Raw genomic sequence first — 26,782 nt, forward strand, 5'->3', positions numbered from 1 at the left:
TGTCCGCCGGCTACCTGCGTACCGATTACGATCAAAAAAGTCGTCAGACCATAACCTGATCTGGCTATAAACGGAGAAAGCCCGCTCGGTTGAGCGGGCTTTCTCCGTTTATAGCCTTTGCCCTTATTTACAGCGGAATATTCCCGTGTTTTTTACGCGGCAAGGTCGCCACTTTATTTTCCAGCATCTTAAAGGCCTTGATGAGTTTCTGCCGCGTTTCATTCGGGTAAATCACCTCATCAATGTAGCCGCGGTGGGCGGCGCGGTACGGATTGGCAAACTTTTCGGTATACTCCTGTACCTTCTCCTGTAGTTTAGCCTGCGGGTCTTCGGCTTCCGCAATTTCCCGCTTAAAGATAATTTCAGCAGCCCCGCCCGCACCCATTACGGCAATTTCGGCGCCCGGCCAGGCATAATTCATATCGGCCCCGATGTGTTTTGAGTTCATCACATCGTATGCACCGCCATAGGCCTTGCGCGTAATGACCGTTACCCGTGGTACCGTCGCCTCACAGAACGCATAGAGGAGTTTAGCCCCGTTGGTAATGATGCCGTTCCACTCCTGATCGGTCCCGGGCAGGAAGCCGGGCACGTCTTCAAGCACCAGCAACGGCACATTAAATGAATCGCAGAACCGCACAAAGCGGGCGGCTTTCGTACTGGCATTGATATCGAGTACACCCGCCAGCACCGCAGGCTGATTGCCGATTACCCCGACACTCCGGCCGGCAATACGGGCAAAACCAACCACGATGTTTTCGGCAAAGTTTTTATGTACCTCAAAAAAGCTGTCGGCATCCACCAGCGCATCAATCACGTCGCGCATGTCGTACGGCTGGTTCGGGTTGTCAGGGATAATGCTGTCCAGTACCGGCCGGCTTTCATCCTGTGGTTCATAGGGCAGCACCGGCGCTTCGTCCTCGCAGTTCTGCGGCACGTAGCTCAGCAGTTTTTTAATGTGCTGAATACAGGCCAGTTCGTTTTCGCAGGCAAAGTGCGTCACGCCCGATTTAGTGCTGTGCGTACTGGCCCCGCCCAGTTCTTCCGACGTTACCTCTTCATGCGTCACCGTTTTCACCACGTTAGGGCCGGTTACGAACATATAGGAGGTATTTTCGACCATGAAGATAAAATCAGTAATGGCCGGGCTATAGACGGCGCCGCCTGCACACGGCCCCATAATGGCCGAAATCTGCGGAATTACGCCGGATGCGAGGGTATTCCGGTAAAAAATATCGGCATAACCCGCCAGCGACAGAACGCCTTCCTGGATCCGGGCTCCGCCGGAGTCGTTCAGGCCAATCACCGGGGCACCGTTTTTCATGGCGAGATCCATGATTTTGCAGATTTTCTCGGCATGCGTTTCCGACAGCGCCCCGCCGAAGACCGTAAAGTCCTGCGCAAACACATAGACCAACCGACCGTCGATTGTACCGTAGCCTGTTACCACACCATCGCCAAGGTAGTATTCCTTGTCTAAACCAAAGTCTTTGGTGCGGTGCATGACAAACTTCCCGATCTCTTCGAACGAGCCTTCATCAACCAGCAGCGCAATACGCTCACGGGCCGTCAGTTTGCCTTTTTTATGTTGTGCATCAATCCGTTTCTGCCCGCCACCCAGCAACGCTTCTTCGTTTTTACGCGCAAGGGTCTCCGTCGGACTTAATTTGGCATGTGTTGGTTTTGTCGTAGTATCCATGCAAGAGGTTCAAGAATGAGAATGGACAAAGTTATAGTTCTTTGTGATTTGCGTACTATGCTTATTTTTGTTGTAGGGCAAACACAGGCGTTCTTTAGCTAACTTTTTTGCTAATTACCTATAGATGTCTCTGATTCCCCTGTTTCTATCCGGTCATACATACAGTTAGCCCTTTCCTTTTTATGCGTTTCAGGTATACGTTTTTCGTCGGGCTGCTGGTGCTCCTGACCGATGCTTCCGGTGTTTCGGCACAGCCGGCAACTGACTCTGTAGCGGTTAAGCCCGGGCCCATAAAACTCCGGCCAACCTACGCCGTCCTGAAACTGGCTCCCCTCACCCTGCTTGACATCGATCCTGCCTGGCAGGCGGGTCTTGAGCTCCGGACCATCCCGTCGGTCTCCGTACAGGGTGAAATAGCCTACGGACCCGCCAACTGGGCCGGTCCGTTTCCAAACCTGAATCTTCTGGGGGCCGACTATCTACAGGATGGCTGGAGTCATCAACCCTCATGGCGCTACCGCGGTGAATTGCGCTATTACCTGCCTTTCCGGTTTCTGCAAACCATCTTCAAACCGAAACGACAGCTAAACGGGGTTTATATCGCTGCCGAATACCTGCACAAGGATATCGGCATTAATAAAACCACAAGTTCCGCCTCCGGCGGCTTGATTACCTCTCTGGATTATTCGCAGAAAATAAACCGCACAACCCGGGCCGGCCACCTGAAGATTGGGCTGCAACTGGCGCTGAGCCATCAGAAAACCTCATTCCTGTCACGGGTTTTTATTGATGTATATGCCGGGGCCGGCCGCCGCTATGTCAACATTACCCAGACAGCAGGACCTTCGGTCCTGACCGCCAATGGCCGGATTCCGGAAGCCCTCCGGTATACGCGGTTTATTCCCGGCCTGGAAGGCTGGCTTCCGGGCATTGCGGGCGGGCTGAAAATCGGCGTTGCGTTATGATCCGATACGTTTGCCTTAATTTTTCTACTTATTTCCAACCATTTACCCGTTTCCGGCATCCGGTACAAAAAGACGACTGTCACTTATGCACAAACCTTTTCCACACAGACACGTCTGGCTGATGGCGGGCCTTCTCGCCCTGACGGGTTGTTATTACGACTATACCGACGACCGGCTTTCGGCCAAAACCGGCTACCGGCCTGTTTATGCTTCTTATGAAGAAGTCCGGCAGATCCAGACGCTTACGCCCCAGCCACTGAAAGCACCCGGCAAAATCTACATCAAGGACAAATTCCTGTTTATCAACGAAATCGACAAAGGAATACATGTGGTGGATAACTCCGACCCGGCTAAACCGGTGCGTATTTCGTTTATTGCCATCCGTGGTAACCGCGATATTGCCGTGAAAGACAGTATTCTGTATGCCGACAATGCGGTTGACCTCGTTGCCCTCAACATTGCCAACCCACGTAACGTGCGTGTTGTCAAACGGGTTGAAAATTCGTTCCCGTATCCGGCCTATCCGCCACAGACAAACGTCACCTTTGAGTGTGCCGACCCCGCGAAAGGTGTTGTTATCGGCTGGGAGCAAGCAGAGTTAGTCAACCCGAAATGCTTTCGTTAAACACCATGAACGCCATAAAAAATCTTCTTTTTACGGGCATGCTGGCGGGTCTGGCAGCCTGTCAGGCATCCAGCGATGGGTCCATCTCTCCCGGCGCAGGCGTGGGCGGCTCCATGGCGCGGTTTACGGTAGCCGGCGATATGCTTTATACGGTGAATAGTACCAGCCTGCAGTTATACCATATTGCCAACAGCGCCAACCCGGTCAAAGGCGATAAAATCCGTCTGGGTTTCGGCGTGGAAACGATCTTCCCCTACGGCAAAAACCTGTTTATCGGTACACAGACCGGCGTCTATATTTTTGACATTACTCAACCGGCATCCCCTAAAAAACTCGCGCTCTATCAGCACATTATGAGCTGCGATCCGGTGGTGGCACAGGGTAATCTGGCCTTTTCTACCCTCCGTAGCGGAACGGCCTGCCGCAACGGAGGCATAGTTGGTGCGAATGTGCTCGACGTAATCGACTTCACCAACCCGTCGGCCCCGAAACTACTGAAAAGCTATCCGATGCAGAACCCGCACGGACTGGGTGTCGACGGGAACCTGCTGTTTGTGTCGGAAGGCGATTACGGGCTCAAGGTCCTGGACATTACCGACCCGCTGAATGCGAAGGAAATCGCCTGGTTCAAGGACATCAAAACCTACGATGTTATTCCGAATCAGAAAGTCCTGATCGTAACGGGCCCGGACGGTTTGTTCCAGTACAGCTATGCCAATCCGAAAGACATTACCTTACTCAGCAAACTCCCCATCGAATGATCCGATCCTTTTACCGGCTGATTGCATCGGGACTTTGTCTGATGCCGGCCTTTCACGCACACGCCCAACCCACTGACACAACCGCTATCCGGCGCTACCAATGGGTCATTAAGCTGGCTCCGCTGGCCATTGTTGACCCGGACAATACGGTGCAGTTCGGGGCCGAATACATCTATGACCAGCGCCACTCGGTACAGGCCGAACTGGGTTACGGCTGGCACAACTTCAGCCTGAATGGCAACCGGGAGGCTTACCGTTTCCGCGAGGTCTGGCGCAGCCGCGCCGAATGGCGTACCTACTGGAAACGCCGCGGGCAATACCGGACACCGTTTGGTGGTTACTGGGCGGTCGACGCCTTTTACAAACAGGTAAATAACCGCGAAAAGTATACGCTCGGCCGGGACTGTGCGGATGGGGGCTGCGCATACTATCAGCAGATTGACACCCCCACAACAAAATATGTTTCCGGCGGCAACATTAAATTCGGCTTTCAGAACAAATTTGGCAGTGACCCAAACGAACGCCTGCTGATTGATTTGTACCTGGGCTTCGGACTGCGCTTCCGGAATGTGCAAAAACAGGAAGTACCGACCGACAGTGACCGGTGGTTTTTCGAAAGCCGTGACCTGTTCGGCAGTTATGAGCGCGGCCGGTCAACCCTGCCGAATATGACCGCCGGTTTTAAAATCGGGTATGCCTTTTAGCCGTTATTCGCCCGCAATCGGGTCAGGACTGCCATCGGGATCGCCGGTGGCAGTGCCTTTGGTCGGTATGTTAATGCCACGGATGTAGAGCAGACCGGCTACGTGCGGGGCGGCCATTGAAGTGCCCGACAAGGTTGTATACGCGCCGTTTTTATAGGTCGAATAAATCCGGACGCCATAGGCTGCCACATCAACAGAAGCCCCATAATTGGAAAACGACGCAAATTTTCCGTTGGCATCTACCGCCGACACCGTAAACACATTGGCATGATTGACCCGCGCCGGCGACTGGTCCTCGACCGACGTATTTTCGTTTCCGGCCGCAATTGCAAAGAGAATACCCCTGTTAGCGGCGGAAAGAATGGCGTTATCGAGCGATGTAGACGATGTTTCGCTGCCCAGGCTGAGGTTTACAACGTCGCCCGCGGTGCCATTCTGCGCAACATAATTCACCGCCTGAATGATCCCCGACAACCGCCCTTCGCCCAGCTGATTCAGGACTTTCAGCGCCACCAGCGTTGCTCCGGAGGCCACGCCCGTCACCCCGACATTGTTGTTGAGTGCCCCGATAATGCCGGCCACGTGTGTTCCATGTCCGTTATCATCGTTGGCGGTGGTGCTACCGGATACAAATGACCGGCTGCGGTCGGTGTCTACATTGAGATCAGGATGGTCAAGGTCGATGCCCGAATCAATGACCCAGACCGTTTTACCCGTCTGCTTATCCCCGCGGCCATAACCGGTCTGCTCCACATTCCAGGTCAGGGTCGATGCCAGCGTTAGATCCACGCAGCTGCAAACCGATACAATCCGGTCCGGTTCTACCAGCGTTACCGACGGGTCCTGTTTCAGCAGGGCCGATTGGCCGGCGGTCATTGTGGTGAGGTAAGTGGTCCGGGTAGTGTTACTGGCCAGCAAACTGGCGCTGGTGTTGATGGCGTATTTGGTCAGCAGTTTTGTCAGGCCGGCCACCTGCCGGCCGCCGGCCGAATTGCTGTCCGGTGTCTGCACCGTAACAATGTATTCGCCGGCAATGGCCTGTCCGGTCAGCGACGACGATGACACAAGGCAATCGGCAGAAGGCGCCACCTCACGGTCAGCCTGACAGCCAATAATAAGTAAGGGGATTACCGCGGCCTTGACAAAAGCCGGTATCGTAGATAGTCGCATGAGTTCCTGTAAACGAACGGTTTAATTCAGATTAGAAAATGTAAATCCGTAGAGGTTACGCTCATGCCATGCCGGTTTGGTTATACTCCCTAATACGCCGGGATTCCCTTTTGTGTTGCGCCCGAAGCCGGTAAATCCTTTGCTTTCTCTATTTTTACGGAGTAAACACCCTTACCGATCAACCGCATACACGCTCAACAGACAACCTGATGATTACAAATGACGCCGTAGTGCTCGGCCTCCTGCTGGTTATTCTGGCCCTGGTCTTTATCAGCGCCGATAGCCGGCGACCTTTCTGGAAACGCTTTTACGAGTATGTACCGGCGACCTTACTGTGCTACTTCATTCCTTCCCTGCTCAACACTACCGGCGTGGTCAACGGCGATACAATGGCGCTGTATCCGATTGTGTCACGGTTTCTCCTCCCGGCCAGCCTGGTGCTGTTTACCCTCAGTGTTGATTTTAATGCGTTCCGCCGGTTGGGGCGTGCGTCGGTGCTGATGTTTGCGGCCTCGGCCATCAGCATCATGCTGGGCGGGCCACTCGCGGTCTGGCTGCTGGCCCATATTGCCCCGCAGCTGGTGGGCGGCGAAGGTCCCGATGAAGTCTGGCGCGGGCTCGCAACCATTGCCGGGACCTGGATCGGTGGCGGAGCTAACCAGACGGCGCTGAAAGAAGTATTCCAGCCCAGCGACCGGCTTTTTTCGGCGCTGGTTACGGTCGATATTTTCGTGTCGAATCTATGGCTGGCGGCCCTGCTCTACGGCGCCGCCAACTCCGGGCGCATTGACCGCTGGCTGCGGGCTGATGCGTCGGCGGTTGAGGAAGTCAAACAAAAAGTAGAGCACCAGGCCGAAGCCATCAAGCGGATTCCGTCGTTTACTGACCTGATTGTTATGCTGGCCATTGCCTTCGGCGCTACCGGCCTTGCTCACGCTGCCGCCGACCTGATTGCACCCTACATCGACGCCCACTACCCGACCCTGAAGCAGTTTAGCCTGAACGCGCCGTTTTTCTGGATTGTGGGGCTGGCAACGGCCATCGGCATCGGCCTTTCGTTTACCCGTGCCCGGCGCTACGAAGGGGCCGGCGCCTCTAAACTGGCCAGTGTGTTTCTGTACATCATGATCGCCACCATCGGCCTGAAAGCCAACATTCTGGCCATTGCCGATCAGCCGGGGCTGATTATTGTAGGGCTGGTCTGGATGGCCTTTCACGTGCTGATTATGATCCTGGTGAGCCGGTTGCTGCGGGCGCCGTTCTTTTTTCTGGCTGTGGGTAGCCAGGCCTGTATTGGCGGTCCGGCCACGGCACCGATCATCGCTGCGGCCTTTCATCCGGCCCTTGCGCCCGTCGGTGTGCTGATGGCGATTATGGGTTATGCGGTCGGCACCTACATGGGTTATCTCTGCGGAATCATGATGCAGTTGGCATCGCCGTGAAAAAGAGCTATTTTTGTAAAATCATAACTGTTGAATCTACGTTAACACAGCGTGAAACACATCCGAAATTTTTGCATTATCGCCCATATTGACCACGGCAAAAGTACGCTGGCCGACCGCCTTCTGGAATTCACCAAGACGGTTTCCCACCGTGATATGCAGGCTCAGTTGCTGGACGATATGGACCTGGAGCGGGAACGGGGCATCACCATCAAGAGCCACGCCATCCAGATGAACTATGTCTACAAAGGCGAAACATATACCCTGAACTTAATCGATACGCCGGGCCACGTTGACTTCTCGTATGAAGTTTCCCGCTCGATTGCGGCTTGCGAAGGTGCACTGCTGCTGGTCGATGCGTCGCAGGGAACCGAAGCCCAAACGATTTCGAACCTGTACCTGGCGATGAATAACAATCTGGTTATCATCCCTGTACTAAATAAAATCGACTTACCGGGTGCCCGTCCTGAAGAGATTAAAGACGAGATGGAAGACCTGCTCGGCTGCGAGCGTGACGACATTATTCCGGCCAGCGGCAAGGAAGGTATCGGTATCGAAGACATTCTGAACGCCATCGTGGAGCGGATTCCGGCCCCGGCCGGTAACCCGCAAGGCGAACTCCAGGCCCTGATCTTCGACTCGGTATTTAACTCATACCGTGGTATCGAGGTTATCTTCCGGGTGAAAAACGGCAGTATCCGCAAAGGCGATAAAGTTAAGTTCATGGCGACCGGCAAGGAGTATTTTGCCGACGAAATCGGTACGCTGCGCCTGGAGAAAGAACCGAAAGAGGTTGTCGAGTGCGGCGATGTAGGCTACCTGATTTCAGGCATCAAAGTGGCCCGCGAAGTCAAAGTCGGTGATACCATCACCCACATAGAAGCGCCGGCCAAAGACGCGATTCAGGGTTTTGAAGAGGTAAAACCCATGGTATTTGCCGGTATTTATCCGGTAGAAACCAGTGAGTTTGAAGACCTGCGCGAAGCCATGGAGAAATTACAGCTCAATGATGCAGCCCTGGTCTGGGAACCGGAAACCTCGGCGGCCCTTGGGTTCGGATTCCGTTGCGGCTTCCTCGGCATGCTCCACATGGAGATTGTGCAGGAGCGGCTGGAACGCGAATTCGACATGACGGTCATCACAACGGTACCATCGGTGCGGTTTGAGGTGCTGACAACCAAAGGCGAAACACTGGTCGTATCGGCCCCTGCCGAAATGCCGGAGCCGAACAATATTGACTTCATCGAAGAGCCGTTTATCAAGGCTCAGATCATTTCGAAAGCCGAGTATGTCGGCGCGATCATGGGGCTCTGCATGGAAAAACGCAGCATCCTCAAAAATCAGGTTTACCTGACCGCTGACCGCGTTGAACTTCAGTTCGAAATGCCGCTGGCCGAGGTTGTTTTCGATTTCTTCGACAAGCTCAAAACCATTTCGCGCGGATACGCCTCGCTTGATTACGAATTTATCGGGAATCAGGAGTCAGACATGGTGAAGCTCGATATTATGCTGAACGGCGATAAAGTGGATGCCTTGTCGGCCATCGTTCACCGGTCGAAGTCGTATGAATGGGGCAAGAAACTGTGTGAGAAACTGCGCGAATTACTGCCGCGTCAGCAGTTTGAAATTGCGATTCAGGCCGCTATCGGTCAGAAAATCATCGCCCGCGAAACGGTAAAAGCCCTGCGGAAAGACGTCCTGGCGAAGTGTTACGGCGGTGATATCAGCCGGAAGCGTAAACTCCTCGAAAAACAGAAAAAGGGTAAGAAACGGATGCGTCAGGTAGGTAACGTTGAGATCCCGCAGGAAGCCTTTATGGCGGTTCTGAAGATCAACTAATTCTTTTCGCCAATGCAATACTAACAGGTCCCGTTATGCTGCGTCATGACGGGACTTTTTTTGATGATCATGACCAACCCTTACCTCCTTGACGGCCACGAGACCGAACGGCTCCTTTTCCGCGCGGTCCGGCCGGACGACTTTGACCTGTGGCTACCTTTTTTTCAGGACCCGTCGACGCACGCGCACTGGATCGCAACGCTGGAAAGCCCGGAGACCGAATGCCGGAAGTGGTATGACAAACAGTTTTACCGCTATAGCAACCAGCTTGGCGGCATGAATGCCCTGATTGACCGGCAGACCGGTGCACTCACCGGCCATTGCGGGTTGCTGGTGCAGACCGTCGACGGGCAAAGGGAGCTTGAAATCGGCTACTCGCTCCTGCCCGCCTTCTGGCACCGCGGATTGGCCTCCGAAGCGGCCCGGGCCTGTAAACAGTTTGCCTTTGACCGGCAACTGGCCAACTCCCTGATTTCGATCATCAGCCTGACTAACGAAGCCTCCGCACAGGTGGCCCTCCGCAACGGCATGACCATCGACAAAGAGACGGACTATGCCGGTAACCGCGTCCATATCTTCCGGGTTTACAGAGCGCAGTGAAGGGGTGTACTTGCTCGTTTTCTGAAACATTTTCTGTCGGCGCCCTGTCTATTGCGTCAAAGCATGTACCACACAATATCCCCGACAGATATGAACCCGATCAGAAAATGGCTGTTCGCCGCCGGCTGCCTGCTGGCGATACAGAGCGTAGCGCAAACCAAAGTTGCGAATTATTATTACAACAAAGCCGGTACGGATCAGTACGAACACATTAGTCTCTGGGTCCGGAACGGGCAGCGGGCCGACATTTCCTACGCTTACGGAAAAGACCGCAAAGAGGTCCGTCTGGCATTTCTCGGCAAGGATATCGTGAAAGGAATGCCTGCCTTTACCGTGCGGTTTCCGAACGGGAGCCAGCTTTACCTGATCCCGAACGGGAGCAGCCTGAACGTAACCGCCGACAAAAACCGGCTGCCTAAACTATTTACCTGGGAGTATGAAGGCCCCGTTAACGGCATCGGCACTTTTTGTTCGGTTTGTGCACAGGACGGCCGGGAAGCCATGCAGCTCGTGCGTCAATATTACCTGAGATAACTTACCTGATTTCCTGCCCGTGCGTCAGCCGCATGACGCCGTGCAGGGCCGGCGGAATGGTTTTGAAGAATGTCAGGGCCAGTTCCGACAGCCAGGCATCTCCGAACAGGTGCTGTACCTGCCGCCCGACCCACAGCCGCTGAGCGAACAACTGCTTCCATTGGGCCGTATACAACCGCTCCGCCTCGCCACGGCTGATCGCTCCTGCCAGCAACTGACCAATGAGCTGACTGGCTACCCTGGCCCCGTGAATCGCCATGGCCATGCCGTTGCCACACAGGGGGGTAATCATCCCTGCCGAATCGCCCGTCATAAACAAATGATGTTCAACCGCCAGCTTTGGCGCAAACGATATTTCATTGATCACTTCCGGTTTTTCGTACAGGTGTCCGGCCTGCTCAAAAATCTGTTTCAGGTGCGGATTCCGGTATAACACCGCCTGCTCCATGGCCGCCACCGAGCCATGTTTCCGGACATTGTCGCGGGTGGTGAGGTAACACAGGCAATAGCGGTCGTCTTCGATGGCTGACATGCCGCAATAGCCGTCCTGAAAGTTGTGGAGCGTAATCCGGTCACGGGCATAGGCGGTTGGGTTGGCAAAACGGACATGGTATTTTACACCTACATAGGGCGACGGCTGCTGCATAAACGCCCGGTTAAAGGTTTTATCGAGTCTGGAACGTTTACCGAACGCCCCGATTACCACGCGGCCCTGCCACTGCTGCCCGTTCTGCGACGATACCGTAAACGATACCGGCAATCCATCCGGCCCGCTCCCGCCAGCCTGCACGGCCTCTACTGATTTCCCTAACACAAACGTGACACCGGCATGTATGGCCAGTTGGTACAACGCCTCATCGAGGCGGTACCGGCTGATACCAAACCCACCCAGATCGAGCGGAGCGGTCAGCTCCCGCCCCGACGGCGTGGTAAAGGCAAACTGCCGGATGTCGGCCGCTCCCAGTCGGTTCAGGTCAAGGCCGAGCCGGGTTAAATAGCCCTTTACTTCATTCGAAATATACTCCCCGCATACCCGGTGATAAGGATACACTTTCCGCTCAATCAGTGTCACTAAGTAACCCAAACGCGCTAATTCTATGGCACTTACCAGTCCGGCCAGCCCTCCACCAATGATGATTACATCCTGCATTGCACAATTTACGTCCTGCATAGTACATTTGCGATATGCCTACCCCCATCGAACTTCTGCAAGCCGACTGGCAACAAAACTACGCCCGATATACGGATGTTTATCAGCAGGGCGAAAGTTCTTTTATCCCCCGCTTACTGCCCCAATCGGCCGTACAGTTTTCGGTTTTTAAAACCCTGGGGATTCTGCACAACCGCCTGGGCAATGATCTGCTCCGCCGGGCCCTCGATCCGTCCGAAACCATCCCGGGTCCTATGGCCCGGCGACCCGACGGCTCGTGGCTTAAACGCAGCAATATGGTCGGTATCAATGTCCGGACCATTGGCTCCTTCTGGAACGTAATCAACTATGTGCTGACCATCCCTGCCTGTCATGACAGCATCCACCTGCTCCCGATCTGGGAACCGGGTGTTGTGGGCAGCCTCTATGGCATGGTCAGCTGGCAGATTAATCCTGAATTTTTCAGCGTTGAACTGGCCAAATATGTGCCGGGACTCGATACGGTCGAAAAGCAGTTGAAGGTGGTCACCAACCTGCTCCACGCCATGGGCCGCACGGTCGGTATGGATGTGATTCCGCACAACGACCGGTTTTCGGAAATGGCGCTCGTGTATCCCCGTTTTTTTGAATGGGTAAGACGCAGTACGACGCCCCCGATTATGCTCACCGACCATACAGAGGATGTATATCAGGACGTTGAAGCCGCTATCTGGAACTGGCTCACTACAGCGGGGTTTGCCCACAAAGAGCCGCACCCGGTTACGGCCGATGTCTTTTTTGACCCGCAATCGTACCTGACCGACGCACAGCGCCACGCTATCCTGTTCGGCTATCCGGGCGATTACGGCGGGCGGCTTAACCGGCGCTTACAGCTCATTCAGCATCTGGTTAAGCAGGGACTCGAAACCGTACCGATGACCATGGCCCCGCCCTATCGCGGCCTGCACATCAACCCGGCCTCGTTTGTGACCGACGATTATGGCCAGCAATGGTACCAGTATGAGTTTGATGAGCCGCAGGCTATGTCACGGGTGTTTGGGCCGCTGACACGATACAAATTCTACCACAGCAAGGATGATAACCGGTATTGGGTGCTCGATTTCGACCGGCCGAACCTCCCCGTCTGGCAGTATGTCTGTCAGAAATTTTACGAATGCCAGCGCGCCTACAACTTTGACTTTATGCGGGGAGATATGGCTCATGTGCAGATGCGGCCCGACGGTGTTCCGGCTACACCCGATGCGTACTACGATCCGTTGCTGGCCATCAAAAAATACGTCCATCAACAGGGTGCCACCCATTTCGCTTTTTTTGCCGAAACATTCCTCGTCGAACCGGATTATATGGGCTACGGGGATGAGTGTGACCACCTTGAGGCCATCGAAGCCGATTCGACCCTCGGCGACCTGCAATCGGCGGCCGTTACCGCCCCCGAATTTACAGAGCGATTTGTACTCTATGACGCGCTGCTGCGTACCCGCCGGTTTGCGCCCAACTTCACGGTGATGACCGCCGACAAGGACGACCCCCGTTTTGATGAATTTTACCAGACCGGCAATGTTTTCCGGTATTTTACGTCTCTGTTTCTGACTGATATGCCGAGTTATGTCGGGCTGGGCTTTGAAGTTCGGAACCCGCATCTGACCCGTGGCGCCAACGAAGAATACTCTAAGCTGTACGTGTTTCAGGTTACCGATGAAACGGAAACGGACAAGGTAACGCACGGCCCGTTCATCTGGGGTCAGAACGGCGAACAGTTTGCCGCTATCGACCGCATCCGGGCGTTTGCCGAATCCATCTGGCCGGCTATCCAGGGTAAAGAAACCGTCTGGCTGCTGCCGCCGGGCTCGGGCGACATCCTGGCCTGGACCCACGCGCAACGGCCGCAGTACCGCTTCTTCGCCAGTCTGACCGGTACGCTCCCCGCCACCATCGACGGATTCGCCACCGGCGAAATTCTCTTCGAAACGGACGGCTGCCGGGTTGTATTCGGGGGATGATTTTTATTTGCCAGTTGTTCTGCTGGTTCCGGGTGGTTGCTGATGGTTCTGATTTATTGCTGGTGGTTTGATGTCCGATATTTTCCGGATGTTTTGTTGTCATCCCGACGGAGGAGGGATCTCTGGCCATTGATTGCGGTGAGATCCCTCCTTTGTCGGGATGACAAAATAAAGAACCACCGGAAACAACCCGGAACTACCAGCAACCATCACCAACAAACCAGAACCACCAGCAACCATCAGAACTTAGAAAAGGAACGTGTATCTTTGCCGGATGAAGTCATTGCTCAACGGTCAGGTAAAGGACGGCCTTAATTTTTTCAGTAAGCTGACGCCGAAGCGGGTAGCGAATGCAGTGAAGCTGATGACCAGCTATTACCGCTCGCGGCAGACCGGTATGACCCAGCCGTGGGGCCTGCCCATGTCGATCTCGTTTGAACCGACTACGTCCTGCAATCTGCGCTGCCCCGAATGCCCGAGCGGGCTCCGGTCGTTTACACGGCCTACGGGTATGCTGAGTGAAGACCTCTTCAAGCGCACCATCGACGAGCTGCACGACACGCTGCTCTATCTTATTTTTTACTTTCAGGGCGAACCCTACCTGCATCCGCAGTTTCTGGAACTGGTGCAGTATGCCGCGAAAAAGAAAATTTATACCGCTACCAGCACCAACGCCCACTACCTCACCGATGCCAATGCCCGCAAAACCGTTGAGTCGGGGCTGGACCGCCTGATTATTTCGATCGACGGCACGACGCAGGAAGTTTACCAGCAATACCGCGTCGGCGGAAAACTGGAAAAAGTGCTGGAAGGCACCCGTAATATCATCCGCTGGAAAAAAGAGCTGAAATCACGCACGCCCCATGTGTTGTTTCAGTTTCTGGTGGTGCAGCCCAACGAGCACCAGATTGCCGATGCCAAACGGCTGGCGACCGAACTGGGCGTCGACGAAATCAAGTTTAAAACAGCGCAGATTTACGACTACGAACGCGGTAACCCGCTCATTCCGACCCTCGACCGGTATAGCCGCTACGCCCCGCAGCAAGACGGCACCTACCGCATCAAAAGCGCCCTCGACGACCATTGCTGGAAAATGTGGCACTCCTGCGTTATCACCTGGGACGGGCTGGTGGTCCCCTGTTGTTTCGACAAGGATGCCGATCACCGCGTCGGCGACCTGCAGCAGCAGCGGTTTACCGAACTCTGGCAAGGTGCGCCCTATCAGAACTTCCGCCAGGCCCTCATCCGCTCCCGCTCCGAAATCGACATGTGTAAAAATTGCACTGAAGGCACAAAAGTTTGGGCTTAATAATGAGTGATTGGGCGAATGAGTGATTGAATGAATTAATTACAAGCAAATCAGTATATTGCAACTAACAGTATGCGGCAAAATACTGTCGCTAATTTACTCAATCGCTAATTCACTCATTGTAACATGCTGAGCCGCGTAGCTAATTCTATTTACTGGATGAATCGTTACATCGAACGGGCAGAGAATTATGCCCGTTTTATGAGCGTAAACTTTAACCTGGCCCTCGATTTACCCCCGACCGTTAGTCAGCAATGGGAGCCGCTACTGATCGCTACCGCCGATAATTTCCTGTTCTATCAGCATTATAGTGAGCCGACGCGTGAGAATGTCATCGAATTCATGACGTTTGACAAGCGTAACCCCAACTCGATTGTATCGTGTCTGAACTATGCCCGTGAAAATGCACGGACCATCCGCGAGACCATCTCCAAGGAAATGTGGGAGCGCATTAATCAGCTATACCTGATGGTGCGCGATTCGGCCCCGAACCACGCCGAATGGTCGCAGACCCGGATGCAGGACTTTCTGACCGAAATCCGCGACGGAACCCAGTTGTTCTATGGCATTATCGACTCAACCATTACCCGTAACGAAGCGTGGCACTTTGGCCGCCTGGGCCGCTTTCTGGAGCGGGCCGACAAAACGTCACGGTTCCTGGATGTAAAGTATTTTACGCTGTTTCCGGAAGAAGATGAAGGCTCAACGCTTGACCTGATGATCTGGTCGGCCGTGTTGAAATCGGTGAGTGCCTACAACATGCACCGGCAGCAATACCGGACGCTGACACCACAGGGCATTGTGGAGTTCCTGCTGCTTGATAAGCTGTTCCCCCGCGCGGTGGCCCACAGCATCCGTCAGGCCGAGTTATCGCTGTATGAAATCGGCGGACAGAATCCAGGCAACGGCTATACAAACCCTGCCGAAAAAGCGATGAGCAAACTACGTGCCGAACTGGAGTTTACGGAAGTAGCGGATATTTTCAAGGATGGCCTGCATCAATACCTCGACCGTTTCCAGATTCGTGCCAACGCCGTTGGTGCCGCAATTTTTGAAACGTACTTTGATCTGAAACCGGTGGAGAACTGATACTGTGTTAATAAAAAGGGCGACCCCACGTGGTCGCCCTTTTTATTAACACAGTATCAGAATAACGGGAATGATAACGCTATATACGGCATGGCTACGCGGTTACGATAGCGCAGATTGCCGTCCAGCGTCCGGTTCTGATTCAATTTCATTTCGGTCGTGAGCCACTGATACGCCACTTTGACGCCAATGCGCTTGGTGATCAGGAAGCGGGCATATACTTCGGTTGCCAGCGAACCGCGATCATTATCGCCCAGTAACCGGACGTTGATCGAACGCGGATGGGCACTCTGTGCCGTATGTTTCGGCGCAAAATAAATCAGCGAGTCGTCATCGGCGGCGGTATCAACATAATATCCCCCCTTTGACGACGAAATGCGGGCATTGCGCAGACGACCGAGCGCAAAACCAAGAATATCGGCGCTACCGCCCAGTTCAACAGGCCCAAGCTTCACCTGGGCGACCAGGCCAACATTAAACAGGGACTGCGAAGTACGATCGAAATGTAATGTATCTATGTAGGCCGGCCGGACATCGGCCGTTAAGGCCCCGAAACCGGTTTCGCCGCGGGTAAGACGGGCCGGAGCCGTCGTATAATCCAGATTTCTGCCGTAAACACCACCGGCACGAAACGTCCAGCCTAAGCTAAATACCTCCTGACGGCCGAGATGCAGCAATTCATAATAAGTAAACGAAGGCGCTGTATGGTCATTTTTAAACGCCAGACCGACATCAATGCCTTTACTGATGCGATTGGTAAACTGAGACTGACTGAATGACAAAAAAGGAATAAGCGCAAAAAGAACAGTATAGAAAACTCTCATGTAGTGGGTACAGTAATTCGGTGACAAAGATATAGCCCCCTACTGAGAAAAGTAACATGTACCCATGAGGAAAAGATAGGATTTTGGCCCATTAAATAGGTTTCGTGCAAAAAACAACACCGACCTCAATTTTGGGTCGGCGTGTCGAATTACACTTCATCAACAAACTAAAAACCAAATTAGGTAGCTAAAAAAAGCTGGCTGTAGGAGGGGGATTCGAACCGCCCACGGTGCAGTTAGCCACAGTACAACATCTGGTGGTCAACCCCAGTCGCTCTTGCGAGCGGCATTATGCTGTGTTTATCCCTTATCACCACCCCCGAGACAGGAGGGCACGTCTGCCAATTTCGACATCCTACAGTATATGAAGAGAACATTGTCAAGCGCGTCAGCGTGTCCTGTTGATTAACTTGACGATACAAAGTTAAAACGCTTCCGGTCTTTTTTGCAAATTTTTTATAAAAAAATCTTAAAATTTATATTTCATTCAAAAAAAAGTTATTTTTGTTGGCATCCATCAAATACAGGGTTTGAAAAATGGAGAAAAATTTAGAAATTGACAACACAGACCTCAAAATACTCGATTTATTGATGCAGGATGCCAATATGGCGTATACTGAGATCGGTAAACGAATCTACGTATCAGGCGGTACCGTACATGTCCGGATGAAAAAATTAGAGCAAATGGGCATTGTCCGCGGCTCACAGCTGGTGATTGATCATACGCGGCTGGGCTGGGACATCAGCGCGTTTCTGGGCATCTATCTTGATAAAAGCTCGCTTTATGAAGAAGTGGCCGTTGAGCTGGAAAAAATTCCTGAAGTGGTCAATATCCATTACACCACCGGCATTTACAGCATCTTCGCCAAGATTGTATGCCGCGACACCCAGCACCTGCGTGAAGTATTGCACGATAAAATTCAGAAAGTAGGCGGCATTCAGCGAACCGAGACGTTTATTTCGTTAGAAGAACGGATCCTGCGCCCTATTCCTTTCGAATACTCAAACGACTAGCGGCCGGTAGACAAGAGAATTTCTGACTGTTAATAGCGAATCGCTTGCGGCCTTTACTCTACTTCATCGTCATCTGGATCGGGCTGTCGACCATTGGCCAGGCTCAACCCATCGCCGGGCAGCAACTGTTCCCGTTCCTGAACCTGCCCACGCATGCCCGTGTGGCGGCCCTGGGCGGGCAGGTCGCTTCGGCTACCCAACCCGACGGGATGTATTTCCAGAATAACCCCGCCCTGGCCGACTCCATGGGCGATCACCAGCTCGGGCTGTCGTTTATGCCCTATCTGGCAGCGGCCAAATACTACACCCTGCACTATGGCCTCCCCTTCGGCCACAACGCCGGGCAGACAGGCCGCTGGGCGGCCGGCCTCCAGTACCTCTCCTACGGGCAGTTTGACCTGACCGATCCGTCGGGCAACAACCTGGGCACGTTTACCGCCAATGACTATGCACTGAGCCTATCCCATGCCCGTACGGAAGGCAACTACTCGCTTGGGGCGACCATCAAGGCTGTCGGCTCGGCGATTGAACTGTACAGCGCCTTTGCCGTTATGGCCGACCTCGGCGGCGTCTGGCGGCACCCGAAAAAACAGCTCACGTTCGGGCTGACCGCCAAAAACATCGGCCGCGTACTGCGCAATTACAGCCCGACCGATGCCCGGCTCCCGTTTGACCTCCAGGCCGGGGTAACGTTTAAGCCTGCCCATGCCCCCGTACGGATCACGGTCACGGCTCACCACCTGCACCGGTTTGACATTGCCTACAACGATCCGGCCCTGAACCGGACCTACGACCTGAATGGCAACCCGATTGTCAACAAGGTTGGTCTTGCCGATAAACTGGCCCGCCACCTGATTGTCGGGGCTGAACTGCTCATCAGCCGGAACCTCAATGTCCTGGTCGGTTATAACCACCAGCGGCGGCAGGAAGGCCGTTTGCAGGATTTTGGCGGACTTTCCGGCCTGTCGTTCGGGCTGTCGGCCCAGGCTCGTGGGTTTCAGCTGACCTATGCACGCTTTATGTATACTCCGGCGGCCGGTGGCAGCAGCCAGCTCAGCCTGCGCATCAGCATGGACCGTATCCTGACAAAAAACTGACCGGCACGAACCCCTTTCGCCCCAAAAACTGTTAACGCTACGACACTACTCAACTGGACCGGGCGCTTGTCTGGCCGGTTGCATTTGTAAAACAACATGAATGAATTCCTGAAAGACCTTACGCCCCGGCAGATTGTTGCCGAGTTAGACCAATACATCATTGGCCAGCATAACGCCAAACGCAACGTGGCCATTGCCTTGCGCAACCGCTGGCGCCGCATGAATGCCCCTGCCGATATCCGCCGCGAGATTGTGCCGAACAACATTCTGATGATCGGGGCCACGGGGGTTGGTAAAACCGAAATTGCCCGCCGCCTCGCCAAACTGGCCGATGCGCCGTTTACCAAAGTCGAAGCCTCGAAGTTTACGGAAGTGGGGTACGTGGGCCGCGACGTGGAAAGCATGGTCCGCGATCTGGTAGAGCAGGCTGTCAACATGGTCAAAGCCGCCAAAAAGGAAACCGTGAAGGCACGGGCCCAGCAGCTTGTAGAAGACATTATTCTCGACATTCTGATCCCGCCCGTCAAGCAGCCGGTGACCACCGGTTTTATGCCCAACGACAGCACCCGCGTGCCTGACAGCGACGCCGAGCTGAACGAGAAAACCCGTGAACGGTTCCGCGACAAAATCCGCTCCGGCGAAATGGACGAGCGCAAAATCGAAATCGACGTGCAGCAAAGCCAGACGCCGAATATCGGGGTGATGGGTACCGGCATGGACGAGCTGTCGATGATGAACCTGCAGGATATGATCGGCGGGATGATGCCGAAGCGGAACCGCAAACGCAAGGTGACCATCGCCGAAGCCAAGAAGCTGCTGCTGGAAGAAGAAGCCGCAAAGCTGATCGACATGGACGAGGTGAAGGACGAGGCTATTTTTAAGGCCGAAAATACCGGCATCATCTTCATCGATGAGATTGACAAGATTGCGACCAACCGCTCCGGTGGCGGCGGGCCCGATGTGAGCCGCGAGGGTGTGCAGCGCGACCTGCTCCCGATTGTGGAGGGCAGCACCGTAAATACCAAATACGGGACGATCAATACCGACCACATTCTGTTTGTGGCAGCCGGTGCGTTCCATGTTTCGAAGCCCAGCGACCTGATTCCCGAGTTGCAGGGCCGTTTCCCGATCCGGGTCGAGTTGCAAAGCCTGTCGGAAGATGATTTTTACCAGATTCTGAAAGCGCCGAAAAACGCGCTGACGAAGCAATACGAAGCGATGATGGCCGCTGAGAGCGTTGACCTGACGTTTCAGGACGAAGCGCTGCGCGAAATGGCCCGCATTGCCTACGAAGTCAATTCGGAGGTTGAGAACATCGGCGCCCGCCGTTTGCAGACGGTCATGAGCCACCTCCTCAACGACTTTATGTTCGACATTCCGGACATCATTGGCCCTAACGCCCATCTGGTGGTGACAAAAGAGATGGTGCAGGAAAAGCTGAGCGGCCTCGTCCAGAACCGCGACCTGAGCCAGTTTATTCTGTAGATTTCCGGATTTTTTTTCTGCCAATCTGATCATAGTCGATCAGATTGGCTTTTTTTTACCTTTATAGATAAAAAAGTGTTAATAGTTAAATATATTATTAATAGTAAATAAATCTTAATATCAACTAAACGATTTACCAGGAACGCATAAACAATTAATTGATATATCCAGAAAAACAGTCAATTACACTAGTCGAATTATACCGAAATAACTGTAAGCCAGTAAAACCTTAAGACACCATTGAGGAGATTAAAAATGTCACATATGCTTACATAGCACTCGTAATAAAAAGTATCATCATACAATAAAGCTACCTATAATACCACTCAATGAAACGATCTACAAGATTTCACACCAAAATAAAAAAGTAATATTTTTTTATTTTAATAAATGTACCAATGAAGCCACTAAATTCAGTCGCAGGCCCTTTGTGCTTTATCTTTATACTATTATGCCTGACAGGATGTAATAAAAAAGATAACCTATCTCCTTCAGGCATAAAAGATGAGGAATTTCCGGATAATCCAACTTCATTTATTTTTCACCAATCTATCAATGCTGAATCAGACAGGGAAAGACTTGGGTTAAATCTTCAATGGGCTGATTTTGAACCTACGGGTCTATATGCTCCACCTGGCCCTGGTTCCAGATTATTAATAAATGTGAAAAATCTTTCAGGTAAAAGTTTACCTACATTAATCATTGGCACTTACTATAGATATAATGCCAAACTCTTCCCGGATGAAATCAGACTGACTGCAGGGCAGAACACCGTTGAAATAAGCGGACCCGGGGGTATGCTTTATATAAGATACACCAGTGAAAACCCTGACACGAATGACCGGGTCAAAATTGATTTTTTAGGCGGAGCACTAAGGGCCCCGTTATTTACCAATGGAACTACAGCCAAACACTGGCAATGGCAATTAGAAAAGTACAAGAATGTACCCGATGTAACGTTAATCTCTGACTACGCATTACAGGTTTATTCTCTATCAAGTGCTATCTTATGGAAAGACCAGAATATTCCGGCAGTATTAAAAAACGTCGATAAAATTATAGGCATTGAGAACGATATTAGTGGCTTAGTTAATGATAACTCCTCCATACATTCAATAACGAAGCATAAGGTTTTAATGACACAAACAGACATTCCAAATTCATACATGTTTGCATCGAACTATATAACTGCTTATAAATCCCCTACTCACTATAGGGCTTTTAGTAATTCAATTGTCGAAGGAAATGATGAGGGTTGGGGCCCATGGCATGAGCTTGGGCACATGCATCAACAATCTGCGTGGACATGGCAGGAAGTCGGTGAAGTTACAGTAAATATTTATTCGCTTGCTGTAGAAAGGACCTTAGGAATTAAACCATCACGACTTACTGAATCGGGTTCCTGGACCAAAATGGTGGTTTTTACAAACAGTACGGCTTCTTCAAAAAACTTCAATGATGATAATCAAATAGATGTTTTTACAAGACTGTGTCTTTTTGATCAATTGAGGTTGGCTTTTGGGGATACGTTTTTTAAGGAATTACACAGACAAACCAGAATTGAGAATCCTGATCTTAAGACAAGAGAAGAGAAAATGGAGTATTTCATGAAAAAAGCATCTCTGATCTCAGGAAAAAATTTGACTGATTTTTTCAGGAAGTGGGGATTTGTTGGCGTCAATAACGGATATGCAGCCATTAAAAGCCTTAATCTTCCGGCTCCGGATAGCGACTTAACTTTATTGAGAGAGTAGAAATTTAGCTGAATTAACTTAGCGAATTGGCATGCTACTTCATTAAAAGAAGAAAAATTCCAGACGTTACACCCGACTCCCGGCAAAACCAACAAGAGCATTGCCAGAGGAAAATATGAGTTCATTAAAGAACACATCATGGCGATTTTAAGCGAATCAGAATTGTCGCATACCGAATTAATGGAGAAGTTGTACAGCAGAGTTAAAGACAATTTTGACGGCGGTATTCAATGGTATGGCGAAGTCGTCAAATTAGATCCGGAGGCACGAAGCGTTATTGAACGCACGAAATCAAGACCCGAAAAATATAAACTAAAGACAACGAACCGCTGACAAGCCGTTTACCGCTTCCCGCCCGTTAAGCCCGGGTCAGGCATATCGGCAAAGACTCGCAGCGCCGGATTGCTCCGACCCGTACATTGCTCTGCCATTCCAAGACATGAAAAAAACATTGACTCTGTTTTGTCTGCTCTTATCGTGTGCTGCCTATGCACAGCTAAAAGCAATTCCGGATCTCCCTGCTGGTAGTCCGGAGACTGCCGGATTCAATAAAGACTCCATTCAGGCGATCACAGATACAATCGCGAAATTCAGACAGCGGGATTATCGGGGATTGGTTGTTATTAAAGACAATAAAATTGTGGTAGAAAACTACTACAATACCTTCTGGCGTAACCACATACATGATGTCCGGTCTGCCGGAAAGAGCATTACGGCGTTGCTGCTGGGCGTAGCCATCAGAGAGGGGCTGGTACAACATGTAGACCAGGATGTTTATTCGTTCTTCTCCAAAAAGAAGTACCCGTCCATGCACGAAGATTATAAACAGGTCAAACTCATTCACCTGCTGAATATGGTATCTGGTTTAGATGCTGATTCAGATAACCCCAAAACCCCGGGCAGTGAAGGGAAATGGATGCCAAAAGACGAATGGGTATCTTATCTGTTAAGCATTCCGTTATCAGGTAACCCGGGACAAAAATGGGTATATGCCGATATTAATGCCGTTTTGATCGGCGCTGTCATTGAAGAAAAATCCGGTATGAGCCTAAGGGATTTTGCCCGGCAAAAACTCTTTGATCCGCTGGCAATCAAAGAGTTTTACTGGTACACCAATACGGCCAATCAAACCGGTGCGGCCGGTAACCTTTACCTCTCTACGCTGGACTTTGCCAAGTTGGGGTTACTGGTTGCCAACAAAGGTAAATGGGGTGATAAGCAGCTGGCCGATTATGACTACATGAACCGGCTGTTAAGCGAAAACTCCACAGCGATAGGCGATTATAATCCATTGGCTGACGGATATGGCATGCTTTGGTACAGAACGAAGCGCACGTTTGGCCGCAGAACAGTAAGTTATCTCTGGGCTTCCGGCAATGGCGGCAATCATTTGGTAGTTGTTCCGGAAGAAAACATGGTCGTTGCCATGACCTCCGGCGCATACGGCAATTGGTACCCGCACGCAAGAGCCTATTTTATCCTCGGTAAGCTGTTTCAGGCACTGGGAAAAAAATAAGCGCGCAAAAAAAAGAGCAGTTACAGTCCTACACAACCTACCTCCTGTTGCCCCGGGGCAATACACTTACCTTTTTCGGCCTGGCCTGGTGCTTTGGCTTTGAGGACCTGCTTTGCCTTGTTGTTATGGTAGCGCCTTTCCTGTTCTGGCTGATTAAGTTGAAGCAGGAAAGCGCCGGCGGTGTCAGACACATTACCGGTATGGCTTTACTGTTGTCAGGCATTCGACCGCAATGGGGACGAAGCTTTAGGTCAGGATCCCTTACCGGACCAACATTGAGGCAGTACTTGTCTAAATGGACTGTACTTACCGCTATCAGGCATTGATATGTCTGATAGCGGTAGTTTTTGATCCGCTATCAAAGGAAAGAGCATTAATTTATTATACATTTATTGGCAGGTTATCACATGTACCGTCTTAAAAAACACCGAAATATTGTATACGACCGAAGCATTACCAGCATGATGGAAACGGAAAATCCAGTACATTGATCAATATCACATGAACATACAACAACAAATTAACGACTATATTACTAGCCTGCCCGATTCCCGACGCAGTGATCTGCAGGCATTACACCAGCGCATTCTTCAGGAACTGCCGGATTGCCGGCTATGGTTTCTGGACGGAAAAGACGAAACGGGTAAAACGGTTTCAAATCCGAGTATTGGCTATGGTTTCCAGCGCATAGTGTACGCCGACGGCAAAACCAAAGACTTTTATCAGGCAGGTATCAGTGCTCCGACGACCGGCATTTCGGTGTACATTATGGGGCTTAAAGACAAGAAATACCTGGCCAATACGTTCGGCAGCCGGTTAGGAAAGGCAACGGTGACCAGCTATTGCATCAAATTTAAAAACCTGAAGGCGATCGATGTAGACGTGTTGCTGGAAGCGATTAAGGACGGCATACAGCAAACGAGTTAATCAAAACAGGCTCGCTAAATTCAGTTTTATGACTCAAACCATTATTCTCAAACCAACCGAAATCGCCGATCTCGACCATTTTTTCCGGTTTCAGCTCGATCCGGAAGCAAGGCATCTAGCGGCCTTTACGCCCCAAAAACCAGACGACAAAGCGGCCTATCTTACCAAATATTCAGCGCTTCTCAACAACCCCACCGTACTCATGCGGACTGTCCTTGCAGACGACATCATCGTGGGCAGTATATCTACGTTTGTCATGGACGGGAAAACGGAACTGACCTATTGGCTCGACCGGGCCGTGTGGGGGCAGGGCATCGCCACGAAAGCCCTGAACGAGTTGCTGACCATTACCACCCAACGGCCGGTCTATGCGCGGGTAGCCTTCGATAACATCGGCTCGCAGCGGGTACTGACGAAATGCGGCTTCATACAAATCGGCACTGACCACGGATTTGCCAATGCACGGCAAGCCGACATTGAGGAGTATATTTACCGGCTTTCCTGACGGGTCAGAAAAGCATTTCGTGCGCCATAGCTCATGATTAGTTTACAGCATTTCTTTACCAGCCTTACGCCGGTATCAACCACAAGTTGGGAACAGTTTGCGGCCTTGTTCAGACCGGTAACCCTTAAAAAAGGCGATTATTTTATCCGTGACGGGCAGCTTGCCAGCGAAATCGGCTTTCTGGAAGCAGGCATTATGCGGGCGTTCTACCGGAATGCCGAAGCTGTAGAATACAACAAACACTTCTTTATTAACCCCTGCTTTATCGGCGGCTACGCCTCGCTCATTACCGGCTTGCCCAACCAGATTAACCAGCAGGCGCTGACAGACTGTAGCGTTCAGGTAGCCCGTTATGCAGATTTACAGGCGCTTTACCCTACCTGCCCCGATATCGAACGGGGCGCCCGTATCCTGGCCGAACAGTTTTTTGTTCAGAAAGAACGGCGCGAAATCGACATCGTTCTGCTCGACGCCGACAAGCGCTATGAGCAGTTTCAACGCGATTTTAAACACCTCGAACAACTCATTCCGCAATACCACATTGCGTCTTATTTAGGCATTACGCCTACCCAGCTCAGCCGCATCCGGAAAAAACGCGCGGGGCTCTGATTTCTTTACCTATGTAAATGGATCCGGTTGCCGGCCTTGTCAATTTTGCCACATTCAAAAAAGCCTATTGACATGCAAAATCAGAAACCTTATACAATTTTAGTATTGATGAACGCCACTCCCGCGTGGCTTACATTAAGCAGAAGCCAACGCAGCTGTTTTGTTGAAACAGAACTACAGCCCATTTTCCGGCGGGTCAGCCAAACCGTGACGGTCCGGTTGTTCGACAGCGAATACTTCCACGCGTCCGTATCGGACTTTATGATCGTTACGACAACGGTTCTGCATGACTACCAGCTGTTGATTGAATTACTACGCGACACGCCGGTATATGGCATCCCGTACTTTCGCATTGTTGACATCATTGTGGGTCAGGAGGCTCTTTTCGAGGATTTTAATGAACTACTCAACGTAGGTGTCCGATGAAAACGACAGGAAATACGGTCTTGATTACGGGTGGTTCGTCGGGTATTGGCCTGGCGCTGGCGAAACGGTTGTCAGCCCTGCACAACAAAGTGATTATCACCGGCCGCGACGCGTCAAAGCTGGCACAGGCCCAGGAACTGATTCCTGAGGTAATCACCTTTACGGGTGATTTAACCAGCAGCGAAGCTATGGATGAGCTGGTTCACTTCATCGGGCAGCAACACCCTGACCTCACGGTGCTGATCAATAATGCTGCCGTCCAATACAACTATCACTTTACCGGAGAACCGGACCTGCTCAATAAAATTGACTATGAAACTGCGGCTAACCTGACGGCTCCGGCCAGGCTTACCGGCCTGTTGCTACCCCTGCTGCTGAAAAATAAGCCGGCTGCCGTTGTCAACGTGAGCAGTGGCCTGTTCATGGCGCCCAAACAATCGGCAGCGGTATACTGTGCCACCAAAGCCGCCCTGCACAGTTTTACGCAAACGCTTCGCTATCAGCTGGAACATACCGGCGTCAGCGTTTTTGAAATCATTCCCCCCCTGGTGGATACAGCCATGACCACGGGGCGTGGCAAAGCCAAACTCCCGCCAGACCAGTTAGCCGATGAATTTCTGCGAAGTTTTGCCGCTGATCGTTTTGAATGCTACATTGGCAAAGCCAAACTCCTGAAACTGCTCAACCGGCTTTCACCAGCCCTTGCCGGCCGGATCATGAGAAATGGCGTATAAGGTA

27 protein-coding genes are annotated in these 26,782 nt (G+C 52.0%); 23 read left to right on the forward strand and 4 right to left on the reverse strand.

Annotation, left to right across the window (positions count from 1 at the left end; translation table 11 throughout):
• Positions 1-54: CVP-CTERM putative protein-anchoring domain-containing protein (locus tag BLX24_RS34230; protein WP_510185430.1), on the forward strand; the 54-nt coding region annotated here is incomplete at its 5' end.
• A 73-nt stretch (positions 55-127) separates the two neighbouring features.
• Here the strand turns inward: BLX24_RS34230 and BLX24_RS06670 are convergent.
• Positions 128-1,699: an acyl-CoA carboxylase subunit beta gene (locus BLX24_RS06670; protein WP_071502348.1), complete on the reverse strand. Its 1,572-nt coding sequence runs from the start codon at positions 1,697-1,699 to the stop codon at positions 128-130.
• Between the two features lie 182 nt (positions 1,700-1,881).
• Between BLX24_RS06670 and BLX24_RS06675 the strand changes: the two genes are divergently transcribed.
• The 4 genes from BLX24_RS06675 (at position 1,882) to BLX24_RS06690 (ending at position 4,754) form a co-directional block, all read left to right on the forward strand.
• Positions 1,882-2,664: a hypothetical protein gene (locus BLX24_RS06675; RefSeq protein ID WP_071502349.1), complete on the forward strand. Its 783-nt coding sequence runs from the start codon at positions 1,882-1,884 to the stop codon at positions 2,662-2,664.
• An 85-nt stretch (positions 2,665-2,749) separates the two neighbouring features.
• The gene (locus BLX24_RS06680; RefSeq protein ID WP_071502350.1) at positions 2,750-3,289 is read left to right on the forward strand and encodes an LVIVD repeat-containing protein; all 540 of its coding nucleotides are present in this window, start codon (positions 2,750-2,752) and stop codon (positions 3,287-3,289) included.
• A gap of 5 nt (positions 3,290-3,294) precedes the next feature.
• On the forward strand, positions 3,295-4,050 hold the full coding sequence (locus tag BLX24_RS06685; protein WP_071502771.1) for an LVIVD repeat-containing protein: 756 nt from the start codon (positions 3,295-3,297) through the stop codon (positions 4,048-4,050).
• The gene (locus tag BLX24_RS06690) at positions 4,047-4,754 is read left to right on the forward strand and encodes a hypothetical protein (RefSeq protein WP_071502351.1); all 708 of its coding nucleotides are present in this window, start codon (positions 4,047-4,049) and stop codon (positions 4,752-4,754) included. Before BLX24_RS06685 ends, BLX24_RS06690 begins: the two co-directional genes overlap by 4 nt.
• A 3-nt stretch (positions 4,755-4,757) precedes the next feature.
• On the opposite strand, the gene BLX24_RS06695 is transcribed toward BLX24_RS06690, so the two are convergent.
• Positions 4,758-5,924, reverse strand: a complete 1,167-nt coding sequence (locus tag BLX24_RS06695; RefSeq protein ID WP_071502352.1) for a S8 family serine peptidase — start codon at positions 5,922-5,924, stop codon at positions 4,758-4,760.
• 209 nt (positions 5,925-6,133) lie between these two features.
• Here BLX24_RS06695 and BLX24_RS06700 point away from each other — a divergent pair, with 209 nt between their 5' ends.
• The 4 genes from BLX24_RS06700 to BLX24_RS06715 all read left to right on the forward strand — a co-directional run bounded on the left by BLX24_RS06700 (position 6,134) and on the right by BLX24_RS06715 (position 10,339).
• Complete coding sequence (locus BLX24_RS06700; protein ID WP_071502353.1) at positions 6,134-7,366, forward strand: DUF819 family protein; 1,233 nt, start codon at positions 6,134-6,136, stop codon at positions 7,364-7,366.
• Positions 7,367-7,417: 51 nt separating this feature from the next.
• Complete coding sequence (gene lepA / locus BLX24_RS06705) at positions 7,418-9,205, forward strand: translation elongation factor 4 (RefSeq protein ID WP_071502354.1); 1,788 nt, start codon at positions 7,418-7,420, stop codon at positions 9,203-9,205.
• Positions 9,206-9,274: 69 nt separating this feature from the next.
• Positions 9,275-9,805: a GNAT family N-acetyltransferase gene (locus BLX24_RS06710; RefSeq protein ID WP_218160683.1), complete on the forward strand. Its 531-nt coding sequence runs from the start codon at positions 9,275-9,277 to the stop codon at positions 9,803-9,805.
• A 90-nt stretch (positions 9,806-9,895) separates the two neighbouring features.
• On the forward strand, positions 9,896-10,339 hold the full coding sequence (locus BLX24_RS06715) for a hypothetical protein (protein WP_071502355.1): 444 nt from the start codon (positions 9,896-9,898) through the stop codon (positions 10,337-10,339).
• A gap of 1 nt (position 10,340) precedes the next feature.
• Here BLX24_RS06715 and BLX24_RS06720 read toward each other — a convergent pair whose 3' ends face one another.
• Entirely contained in the window at positions 10,341-11,510 is a 1,170-nt protein-coding gene (locus tag BLX24_RS06720; RefSeq protein WP_229201723.1) for an NAD(P)/FAD-dependent oxidoreductase, read from the reverse strand.
• Between the two features lie 14 nt (positions 11,511-11,524).
• On the opposite strand from BLX24_RS06720, the gene BLX24_RS06725 reads away from it, so the two are divergent.
• The 3 genes from BLX24_RS06725 to BLX24_RS06735 all read left to right on the forward strand — a co-directional run bounded on the left by BLX24_RS06725 (position 11,525) and on the right by BLX24_RS06735 (position 15,887).
• The gene (locus BLX24_RS06725) at positions 11,525-13,489 is read left to right on the forward strand and encodes a hypothetical protein (RefSeq protein ID WP_071502356.1); all 1,965 of its coding nucleotides are present in this window, start codon (positions 11,525-11,527) and stop codon (positions 13,487-13,489) included.
• Between the two features lie 274 nt (positions 13,490-13,763).
• Positions 13,764-14,798, forward strand: a complete 1,035-nt coding sequence (locus BLX24_RS06730) for an SPASM domain-containing protein (RefSeq protein ID WP_071502357.1) — start codon at positions 13,764-13,766, stop codon at positions 14,796-14,798.
• A gap of 126 nt (positions 14,799-14,924) precedes the next feature.
• Positions 14,925-15,887 carry an alpha-E domain-containing protein gene (locus BLX24_RS06735; protein WP_071502358.1) on the forward strand — a complete coding sequence of 321 codons (963 nt, stop codon included), beginning with the start codon at positions 14,925-14,927 and terminating at the stop codon, positions 15,885-15,887.
• A 56-nt stretch (positions 15,888-15,943) separates the two neighbouring features.
• Here BLX24_RS06735 and BLX24_RS06740 read toward each other — a convergent pair whose 3' ends face one another.
• Entirely contained in the window at positions 15,944-16,711 is a 768-nt protein-coding gene (locus BLX24_RS06740; RefSeq protein WP_071502359.1) for a hypothetical protein, read from the reverse strand.
• 537 nt (positions 16,712-17,248) lie between these two features.
• On the opposite strand from BLX24_RS06740, the gene BLX24_RS06745 reads away from it, so the two are divergent.
• The 11 genes from BLX24_RS06745 to BLX24_RS06795 all read left to right on the forward strand — a co-directional run bounded on the left by BLX24_RS06745 (position 17,249) and on the right by BLX24_RS06795 (position 26,778).
• Complete coding sequence (locus tag BLX24_RS06745; protein WP_071502360.1) at positions 17,249-17,725, forward strand: Lrp/AsnC ligand binding domain-containing protein; 477 nt, start codon at positions 17,249-17,251, stop codon at positions 17,723-17,725.
• 44 nt (positions 17,726-17,769) lie between these two features.
• The gene (porQ, locus tag BLX24_RS06750; protein ID WP_143092594.1) at positions 17,770-18,822 is read left to right on the forward strand and encodes a type IX secretion system protein PorQ; all 1,053 of its coding nucleotides are present in this window, start codon (positions 17,770-17,772) and stop codon (positions 18,820-18,822) included.
• 96 nt (positions 18,823-18,918) lie between these two features.
• The gene (gene hslU / locus BLX24_RS06755) at positions 18,919-20,307 is read left to right on the forward strand and encodes an ATP-dependent protease ATPase subunit HslU (RefSeq protein WP_071502361.1); all 1,389 of its coding nucleotides are present in this window, start codon (positions 18,919-18,921) and stop codon (positions 20,305-20,307) included.
• Positions 20,308-20,705: 398 nt separating this feature from the next.
• On the forward strand, positions 20,706-22,061 hold the full coding sequence (locus BLX24_RS06760) for a M60 family metallopeptidase (RefSeq protein ID WP_071502362.1): 1,356 nt from the start codon (positions 20,706-20,708) through the stop codon (positions 22,059-22,061).
• A gap of 12 nt (positions 22,062-22,073) precedes the next feature.
• Positions 22,074-22,394, forward strand: coding sequence for a DUF6958 family protein (locus tag BLX24_RS34020; RefSeq protein ID WP_374754997.1), 321 nt, complete (start codon positions 22,074-22,076; stop codon positions 22,392-22,394).
• A gap of 106 nt (positions 22,395-22,500) precedes the next feature.
• Positions 22,501-23,577, forward strand: coding sequence for a serine hydrolase domain-containing protein (locus BLX24_RS06770; RefSeq protein ID WP_071502364.1), 1,077 nt, complete (start codon positions 22,501-22,503; stop codon positions 23,575-23,577).
• 501 nt (positions 23,578-24,078) lie between these two features.
• On the forward strand, positions 24,079-24,504 hold the full coding sequence (locus BLX24_RS06775; RefSeq protein ID WP_071502365.1) for a DUF1801 domain-containing protein: 426 nt from the start codon (positions 24,079-24,081) through the stop codon (positions 24,502-24,504).
• Between the two features lie 28 nt (positions 24,505-24,532).
• Complete coding sequence (locus BLX24_RS06780) at positions 24,533-25,009, forward strand: GNAT family N-acetyltransferase (protein ID WP_071502366.1); 477 nt, start codon at positions 24,533-24,535, stop codon at positions 25,007-25,009.
• Between the two features lie 33 nt (positions 25,010-25,042).
• Positions 25,043-25,618: a Crp/Fnr family transcriptional regulator gene (locus BLX24_RS06785; protein ID WP_071502367.1), complete on the forward strand. Its 576-nt coding sequence runs from the start codon at positions 25,043-25,045 to the stop codon at positions 25,616-25,618.
• 72 nt (positions 25,619-25,690) lie between these two features.
• Positions 25,691-26,044: a darcynin family protein gene (locus BLX24_RS06790; protein WP_071502368.1), complete on the forward strand. Its 354-nt coding sequence runs from the start codon at positions 25,691-25,693 to the stop codon at positions 26,042-26,044.
• The gene (locus BLX24_RS06795; RefSeq protein ID WP_071502369.1) at positions 26,041-26,778 is read left to right on the forward strand and encodes an SDR family oxidoreductase; all 738 of its coding nucleotides are present in this window, start codon (positions 26,041-26,043) and stop codon (positions 26,776-26,778) included. Before BLX24_RS06790 ends, BLX24_RS06795 begins: the two co-directional genes overlap by 4 nt.
• The last annotated feature ends 4 nt before the right edge of the window (positions 26,779-26,782 follow it).

Origin of the sequence: Arsenicibacter rosenii, from assembly GCF_001870735.1 — a bacterium.
In the GTDB taxonomy this organism is placed as follows: Bacteria; Bacteroidota; Bacteroidia; order Cytophagales; family Spirosomataceae; genus Arsenicibacter; species Arsenicibacter rosenii.